The organism is Streptomyces sp. SID3343 (assembly GCF_009865215.1).
Taxonomy (GTDB): Bacteria; Actinomycetota; Actinomycetes; order Streptomycetales; family Streptomycetaceae; genus Embleya.
On record NZ_WWJX01000222.1, the window covers coordinates 1 to 8,039 of the forward strand.

General features: G+C 71.7%; 6 protein-coding genes. 2 read left to right on the plus strand and 4 right to left on the minus strand.

What is annotated here, in order from left to right; genetic code table 11:
- The 4 genes from GT354_RS08120 to GT354_RS08135 form a co-directional block, all read right to left on the minus strand.
- The coding region (locus tag GT354_RS08120) for a glycosyltransferase (RefSeq protein ID WP_161355583.1) at positions 1 to 1,215 on the minus strand (1,215 nt) is incomplete at its 3' end.
- A gap of 3 nt (positions 1,216 to 1,218) precedes the next feature.
- The gene (locus tag GT354_RS08125; protein ID WP_161355584.1) at positions 1,219 to 2,463 is read right to left on the minus strand and encodes an ABC transporter ATP-binding protein; all 1,245 of its coding nucleotides are present in this window, start codon (positions 2,461 to 2,463) and stop codon (positions 1,219 to 1,221) included.
- The gene (locus tag GT354_RS08130) at positions 2,453 to 3,583 is read right to left on the minus strand and encodes an ABC transporter permease (RefSeq protein ID WP_346011919.1); all 1,131 of its coding nucleotides are present in this window, start codon (positions 3,581 to 3,583) and stop codon (positions 2,453 to 2,455) included. Before GT354_RS08130 ends, GT354_RS08125 begins: the two co-directional genes overlap by 11 nt.
- A 176-nt stretch (positions 3,584 to 3,759) precedes the next feature.
- A complete protein-coding gene (locus tag GT354_RS08135; RefSeq protein ID WP_161355585.1) occupies positions 3,760 to 4,872 on the minus strand; it encodes a glycosyltransferase family 4 protein in 1,113 nt (370 codons plus the stop codon).
- A 171-nt stretch (positions 4,873 to 5,043) separates the two neighbouring features.
- Here GT354_RS08135 and GT354_RS08140 point away from each other — a divergent pair, with 171 nt between their 5' ends.
- Positions 5,044 to 6,276 (plus strand): glycosyltransferase family 4 protein, encoded by a 1,233-nt coding sequence (locus GT354_RS08140; protein WP_161355586.1) that lies wholly within the window; start codon positions 5,044 to 5,046, stop codon positions 6,274 to 6,276.
- Positions 6,277 to 6,423: 147 nt separating this feature from the next.
- A partial coding sequence (locus GT354_RS56415) for a tyrosine-protein kinase domain-containing protein (protein ID WP_161355587.1) occupies positions 6,424 to 8,039 on the plus strand: 1,616 nt, incomplete at its 3' end.

Below are 8,039 nucleotides of genomic sequence, written 5' to 3' on the forward strand. Positions count from 1 at the left end.
CGCCTTGAAGCCGACGAGCCGTCCGCCGACGCGCACCGCTTCGCCCACCCGCCCGCGTACGACCGGCCGCTCGGCCCGGGCCTGTTCGTACCAGTCGACCAGGCGCAGCGCGTGGCGGTCGAGCGCGAAGCGTTCGTGCACGAGGTCGAGCGACCACGCGCCGATCCGCTCGCGCTCGGCCGAGTCCGCGAGGAGCGCGGCGAGTTGGCCGGTCAGCGGGTCGTCCTCGACCGTCGGCCGGCCCTGCCCGAGGCCGTAGAAGCCGAGCCCGTCGAAGCCGCCGATCGTCTCGGGGCCGACGGGTCGGCAATAGCCCTGTTCGCCGACCACGACGGCCGGTTTGCCGAACGCCATGCCGCGCAGCACCGAACTGCCCATGCCCACCACGACGTCGGCGAGCGCGTACGCGGGCCGCGGGTCGGCGAGTTCACCGGTGAGCACGATCGCGCGGCGTCCGGCGTCGGCGTTGAGTTTGGCGGCGCGGGCCTGGAGTTCGCGTTCGATCGAGCCGCCGCCGACGACGACCAGGCGCACGCCGGGCAGTTGTGCGGACAGCCGGCCCACGGCGTCCATGGTGCGTTCGAGGTGTTCCTGCTTGAGGTGTTTGGCCAGGCGCGAGACCACCACGACCGTGGGGGCGGGCTTGAGCAGGCCGTGTTCGGCGGCGAACGCGGCCACGTCCACTTCGGGCGCGGTGCCGTCGTCGGTGGCGGCCACGGTGTCGGGGTGGTCGATCGCGGTGTCGACGGGCGGTTCGAGCAGGTGCACGCGCGCGCCTTCGAGGCCGCGTAGTTCACCCGTCTCCGCGTACAGGTCGCCGTAGCCGACGGTGAGCGGCACGCCCGTGCGCGGGAAGTACGGTGGCAGGCTGCCCATCGACATGACGGTGCCGAGCACGGGTGTGCCGCGCGGTACGTACGCGCCGAGGAACGCCTCGACGAGCGGCCAGTATTCGTAGGTGTGCACGACGTCGATCCGGTGTGTGCGCACGGCTGCGGCGATCGCGCGCGAGACTGCGGGCGAGGGCCGCACGTGCGCGCGCTCCGGCAGTGCGAGCAGCGGTAGTTGCGCGGCCGCGACCCGTGCTCGCAGCGGCCCCTGTCGGCCCATCACCCACACTTCGTGGCCGAGGTCGCGCACCGCGCGGGCGAGGTCCACGGCGTTGATCGAGCTGCCGCCGAGTTGCATGTCGTGGGGGCACACCAGGATGCGCATCGCTCACGCCTCCCAGGTGTGGTCGACGTAGACCGGCGCGGCGAGCACGACCGCGCGCGGCGGGGTGTCCAACTCGGGCCCGGCCACGTCGAACTGTTTCGCGGGGTGCCACGTCATCAGCGGGTGTCCCTCGGGGTCGTAGACGCCCATCCACAGCGCGTAACGCCCGCGCGGCAGGGGCAGGTTGGCCAGCGTGCAGCGCACCCGCTCGCCCGAGCGGCCCAGGTGCAGATCGCGGCGCGCGGTGAAGACCGGGCTCGCGGTGCCCTCGGTGACTCCGATGTGCACGGTCGCCGGGCCCGAGTAGGAGCCGGCGAACTCGGCCTCGACCACCATCGGTTTGTTGGTGGCGGGTCCGGCGGTCTCGACGCCGCGCACGTCGACCTCGGTGATGCCGATCGCCTCGTCGGTGCGGGTGCGCGCCTCGGTCTCCTCCTCGACGCTGTCGCGGTACCCGCGCAGGGCCTGGCGGATCGGGCCGTCGGCGCGGATCTCGCCCTGTTCGAGCCAGATCCCGCGCGTGCAGATCGATTCGACGGACGCGAGGTCGTGTGAGACGAGCACGAGCGTCGTGCCCTGTTCGAGGACGACGCGCATGCGGTCGAGGCACTTTTGCTGGAACAGCGCGTCGCCGACCGCGAGCACCTCGTCCACGAGCAGCACGTCGGGTTCCAGGAACGCGGCGACCGCGAAGCCGAGCCGCATCTGCATGCCGGAGCTGTACCACTTGACCTGGCGGTCGATCGCGGTGCCCAGTTCGGCGAAGTCGACGATGTCGTCGAAGCGTTTGGTCACCTCGGCCCGCTTGAGGCCGAGCAACGAGCCGTACAGGAACGCGTTCTCACGCCCGGTCAGGTCGGGGTGGATGCCCGCGCGGACTTCGATCAGGGCGCCGACTCGGCCGCGCACCTGGAGCCGGCCGGCGTAGGGGTACATGACGCCGGTGAGCATCTTGAGCAGCGTCGACTTGCCCGAGCCGTTGGAGCCGATCAGGCCGACCGCCTCGCCGGGCCTGATGTGGATGTCGATGTCGCGCAACGCCCAGCGCCAGTCGGCCTGGTCGCGCCCGGTGACCCGGCGCGCGATCCGGCCGAGGTTGTCGCGCAGGAGCATGCGGCGGCTGTCCGCGCGAAAGCGCTTCCACAGGTGTTGGGCGTCGATGGTGCCCAGCGGCAGCGGGCCGGACCGGTCGACGCCGGCCGAGCCGGAGCCGGCCGCGCTCGTCGTCGTGGTGAGGCTAGGCGACATCGGCGATCCCCGCTTCGAGCTTCTTGAAGATCTTGTAGCCGACGATCAGCATCACCGTCGCGGAGGCCGCGGCGGCGCCGGTGATCTGCCAGTCGGGCTGTTCGCCGTACAGGATCGTCTGCCGGTAGCCGTCGATCACCGCCGCGAGCGGGTTGAGCACCACGTAGGGCAGCACCCAGTCCTTGGTGATCTGGTCCAGGCCGTAGGCGACGGGCGTGGCGAACATGCCCATCTGCATGAGCAGGGGCAGCACGTGTCTTATGTCGCGGAAGTAGACCACCGCCGCGGACATCACGAGCACGAGGCCGAGGGTGACCTCGAACTGGATGAGCAGCAGGATCGGCACCGCCCAACTCGTGGCGGCGGGCGGGGTCGTGTACACCCCGAACAGCACGAGCAGCACGGTCGAGGCGATCAGCATGTCCACGGCCGCGACGATCACCGTCGCGAACGGGAAGACCTCGCGCGGGCAGTAGACCTTGTTCAGGAGCGGCCCGTTGGACACGAGCGAGGACGAGCCCTGGGTGACCGAGGACATGAAGAACGTCCACGGCAGCAGGCCCAGGTAGCTGAACAGCGGGTAGGGCACGCCGTGCAGGTGCGCCTTCTGGCTGAGGTTGCCCACGCGTTGGACGACGACGGTGAAGACCAGCATGAGCAGGACGGGCGTGATGATCGCCCACGCGAAACCCAGAACGGCTTGTTTGTAGCGCGCCTTGAGGTCGCGTTCGGCCAGGGTGCGCACGAGTTCACGGGAGCGCCACAGTTCGCCGATCCCGCGCAGCAGACTCGTGCGGCGCTTGAACTTCCATTCCGGCGGTGGTCCCTTGACCTCGGGGTCGGGCGCCTGGGCGGCGGCGATCCGGCCACTGCCGCTGCCGACGCCCGGCTCGGGGGCGGCGTGTCGTCCCGGGCTCGGCCGGTTGCCTGCGGGACTGTCGATGGTGGGCGTGGTCGCTCCCCCGTGGCCCGCGACGGGCACTCCGTTGACGTGTGTTCGATGGTCGGCAGGCTCGTCGACGCTGCCGGCGGGACGTGCGTGTCGGCCCACCCGGTCTGTGCCGGATCGAGCCATGCCGTCGCCGGGCATGCCGACGGCACCCCCCGGATACTCCCCCACGGGACTCCCCCTCCCTGGTTCGACAACAACCTTGGCACATGCGATCTCCCCACGAGTCGCATTCGGCCGTTCCGGGAGCGCTGCTCCCGCCCTCCTTCGTCCCGCTTCCACACTGCGGCGATCTGCCTTTGTCCGTGGGCGCGTTCACCGGTCGACCCGGTCACTCGCCCGACGGATCACGGCGCCGAGCCGGCTCGGCTCGTTCCGTCGAGGAGCGTGACCCACGCGTCGACGACGGTCTCCATCGCGTGTCGCTCCAGGCAACGAGCCCTGGCCGCGCGGCCCATCGCCTCACGATCGGCCAGCACGCGGCGGATCGCGACGGCCAGGGCGCGTGGTTCGCCGCTCGGGTCGAGCGCTCCGGTGACGCCGTCCACGACGACGTCGCGCACGAAGCCGACATCGGTCGCGGCGGCCGGTACCCCGGTCAGGCCCGCCTCCACGAGCACGCCGGGGACACCCTCGCTGACGCTGGACAGCACGATCGCGTCGCTCGCCCGGTAGACGGGACCGAGGTCGGCGACGTTGCCGGTGAAGGTGACCAGGCCGGGTGCGCGCCGGTGCGCGAGCGTCTCCAGGCGCTCGCGCTCCGGGCCGTCGCCGGCGACGACCAGGCGGAGGCAGTCGGGCTGTTCGCGCGGTGGGAGACCGTCGGCCGCGGCCTTGTCGGCGATCTCCGTCGTGTCCGTCACCAGGAGCGCGAATGCCTCGATCGCGAGCGCCACGCGCTTTTCCGGGGCCAGCGCGCCGACCACCGCCAGTACGGTCGCGCCTGCGGGCAGCCCCAGTTCGGCTCTGGCCTCGGCCCGGTCGGCGGCGTCCGGCGGCAGGAACCGCTCCGGGCGACGGCCGTTGGGGATCGCCTGGACCCGCTCGGGGACCAACCGGTAGGTCTCGCGCAGGATGTCGCGGCCGGTCGGTGACACCGACGCGACGGCCGCGGCGCGGCGCAGCATGGCCCCGACCCGGGCCCGCCGCAGCCGGTCCGGCGCCCAGTGCCTGGGGTCGCCGATGTTGACGTAGACGAAGGGTGTTCCGGTGCCGGTGAGCGCGATCCCGCACGCGTCGAGCGTGGTCGAGCCGTGCGCGACCACGACGTCGGCTTCCGCGGCGCGGCGGCGCAGTTCGCGCAGCGTGCGGTGGTGCATCCGGGTCGGCCCGAGCACCGCGATGTCCAACTCACCGCCCCCGGCGAGCGCGACGATCGACGACTGCCGGCCGCGCTCGCGCAACGCGGCGTCCAGGTCGTGGGCGAACGCCTGCGACCCTCGACGCCGCGGGTCGGTCACGACGTGCAGGACCCCCCGCCGGTCCGTCCTTGTCCCCATGGGGTGACAGGTTGTCACGGATCGGCCCCCGTCGGGGGCGTAACGATGACATGCTCAGCCATGCGGGGTGGGGGCGCCCGTGAGCGTGGTGGGATTCCGTGCGGAATCCGGGGGGGATGTAGAGGTGATGCAGTGCATGTGCTCCAGGTGATCGACAGCGTGGATCGAGTCGGCGGGGCGGAACGGGCGGCGGTTGCCATGGCACCGCACCTGGTTCGCCGCGGGGTCACGCTGGATATCGCGTATCTGATGGATTTGGACGGCTTTCAGGCCGAGTTGGCGGCGGCGGGGGCGACGCTGTTCGGCGTGCACCGCCAATCGCGGGTGGGTTCCGCGCGGGCCCTGACCCGGCTGATCCGCGATCGGCGGCCCGACATCGTGCACACCACGCTGTACGAGGCGGACGTGGCCGGGCGAATCGCCGCGCTCGTGGCGGGAGTTCCGGTGGTGTCGAGCCTGGTCAACACGTCGTACGGACCGGAGATGCGCGACCAACCGGGGATTCGGCCGTGGAAGCTGCGGGCCGCCCAGGGGCTGGACGCGGCCAGTGCGCGCGGGGTGCGCAGATTCCACGCGTTGACCGCGCACGTGGCCGATGTGATGGCCCGTCGGCTCGCGGTGCGCCGGTCGCTGATCGACGTGGTGCCGCGTGGGCGCGATCTCGAACTGCTCGCGGCGGCCCGGGATCGGCGCGCGGCGACCCGGGCCGCGCTGGGTATCGGGCCACACGTGCCGCTGCTGGTGACGGCGGCTCGGCAGGAGTACCAAAAGGGCTTGGACGTGCTGCTGAGGTCCTTCGTCCGGGTGCGCCGCGAGGTGCCGGAGGCGGTGCTGCTGCTGGCGGGCCCGGCGGGTGGGCAGACCGCGTTGCTGCGTGAACTGGCGGCCCGGGTCGACCCGGTGGACGAATCGGCCGGGTCGCCGGCGGTCGGCGGAGCGGGGGATTCCGCGGACGCCGGCGAGCCCGTACGGTTCTTGGGACATCGTGACGACGTGCCCGATCTGATGGGCGCGGCCGACGTGTTCGTGCTGCCTTCGCGGTGGGAGGGCCTGGGCAGCGTGCTGATCGAGGCGATGGGGGTGGGCACCCCGATCGTCACCAGCGACCTGCCCCCGGTGCGCGAGATCACCGGATCGGGAGACTGCGCCGCGCTGGTGCCGCCCGACTCCCCCGAGGCGTTGGCCGCAGCGCTCGTCTCGGCCCTGACGGAGCGTGAGAAGACCGCGGTACGCACGGAAGCGGCGTATCGACGTTTCGGCGAGGAGTACACGATCGACAGCGTTTGCGACCGCATGGTCGCGTTCTACGAAGGTGCGCTCGACCGCGGGACCGGTCGTGACGCGACGTCGGGTCCGGTGCGGTGACGGGCGGGCGACGGCAGCCGGTCGGATCTCGACGGAATCTCCACACTTCCGGCACAGTCCCGGGGTTGATCCACACCCCGCTTGGTCTACGTTTGGCCTGCCCCGGCGTCTGTTCTCGGGGCGGCAACTCGAACCGGAGGGGGACCGGTGGAAACCTCTAGCTACTTCTCCGTTCTCCAGCGCCGTTGGCCGCTGGTGCTCGCGTGTCTGGCGGTCGGCTTGCTGGCGGGGCTGATTTTGACCCCGTCGGAGCCCAAGGGCACCGGCAACCAGTGGACCAGTGCGGTCAACGTGGTGCCCGCCCCCAATTCCGCCAAGGAGTTCAACCTCGCGCCGGTGCAACGGGTCGCCGACGGCGGCGAGGTCGCGCGCCGAGTGGCCAAGCGGCTCAACGATCCCGATCCGGCGGTGCTCGCGACCAAGGTGACGTCGCAGCTCAATCCCGACCTGGGGCTGGTGGAGATTCTCGCGAAGGCGTCGAGCCGCAAGGCCGCCGAGGACCTGGCCATCGCGTGGGCCCAGGAGACGGTGGCCACGTTCGCCGACACGCAGCGCAAGACCCGACAGACCCAGGCCGACAGCATGACGGTCCAGTTGGACAAGCTCAAGGCCGAGGTCAACACCCTCGACGACGGGGTGAACAAGGCGCCGGTCGGCAAGAAGGCCACCCTCCAGGCCGAGTTCGAGGCCAAGCGTGGTCAGTACACGTCGCTGGTGGCGCAGCAGCAGGACCTGATCAACCCGCTGAACGACCCCAAGATCGAGGTCTCGGACGGCCTCAAGAGCACGCCGGACTCGCAGACGAGCATCCTGGCGCCGACGTCGCGACCGCTGCGGATCGCCCTCGCGGCGGCCCTGGGTCTGGCGCTCGGGCTGATCGCGGCGCTCATGGTGGACCGGATGGACGTGCGCCTGCGCGGCCGGATCCAGTTGGAGGAGGCGTTCGGTCTGCCGGTGATCGCCGAAGTACCGCGCGCATCGCGGCGTTCGCGGGCCGGGCACGCCGTACTGGTCGCGGGCCGGCCGGACAGTCCGGTCGCGGAGGCGTATCGCACGCTGCGCTCGGCGTTGCTGCTGTCCGGGCCGCCCGGGCTCGCGTATCGCCTCAGCGGCGCGGACCCTCGGCAGAACCGGGGCACCGCGATGCCGGTACGGCGGGTGAGTGATCCGGCGCCGGTGATCCTGGTGGTGTCGCCGCGTCCGGGCGACGGTCGCACCAGCACCGTGGCCAACCTGGCCGCGGCGCTGGCCGAGGCCGGCCGCTCGGTCCTGGTCCTGGACTGCGACTTCCGCACTCCCGCGACCCACCTGTACCTGGGCGCGAAGTCGGGCAAGGGCATGTCGGAAGTGCTGCTCGCCGAGCAGGAGATGGAGATCGGCGACGTCGTGCGCAGCACGAACATCCCCAACGTGCGGGTGATCACCGCCGGTGCGCCGGCCGCGTATCCGGCCGCGTTGCTGCTGCGCGCGGGCGAGGTGGTCCAGCGCGCGCGGCACCATGCCGACGTCGTGCTCGTCGACAGCGCTCCGCTGTTGTACGCGAACGACACCAACGACCTGGTGCAGCACGTGGACGCGATGCTCGTGGTGGCCCGCAGCGGCAACCTGACGTCCGATCAGGCGGCGCGGGTGGGCGAGTTGTTGACCCGCACCGGCGTGCCGATCGCGGGCGTGACTTTGGTCGGGGTGGACCCGACCCGCTCGATGGGCGGTGGCGGTCTGCGGCGTGGGCCGCGCGCGAGCACCTCCGCGGCCCGCTCGGC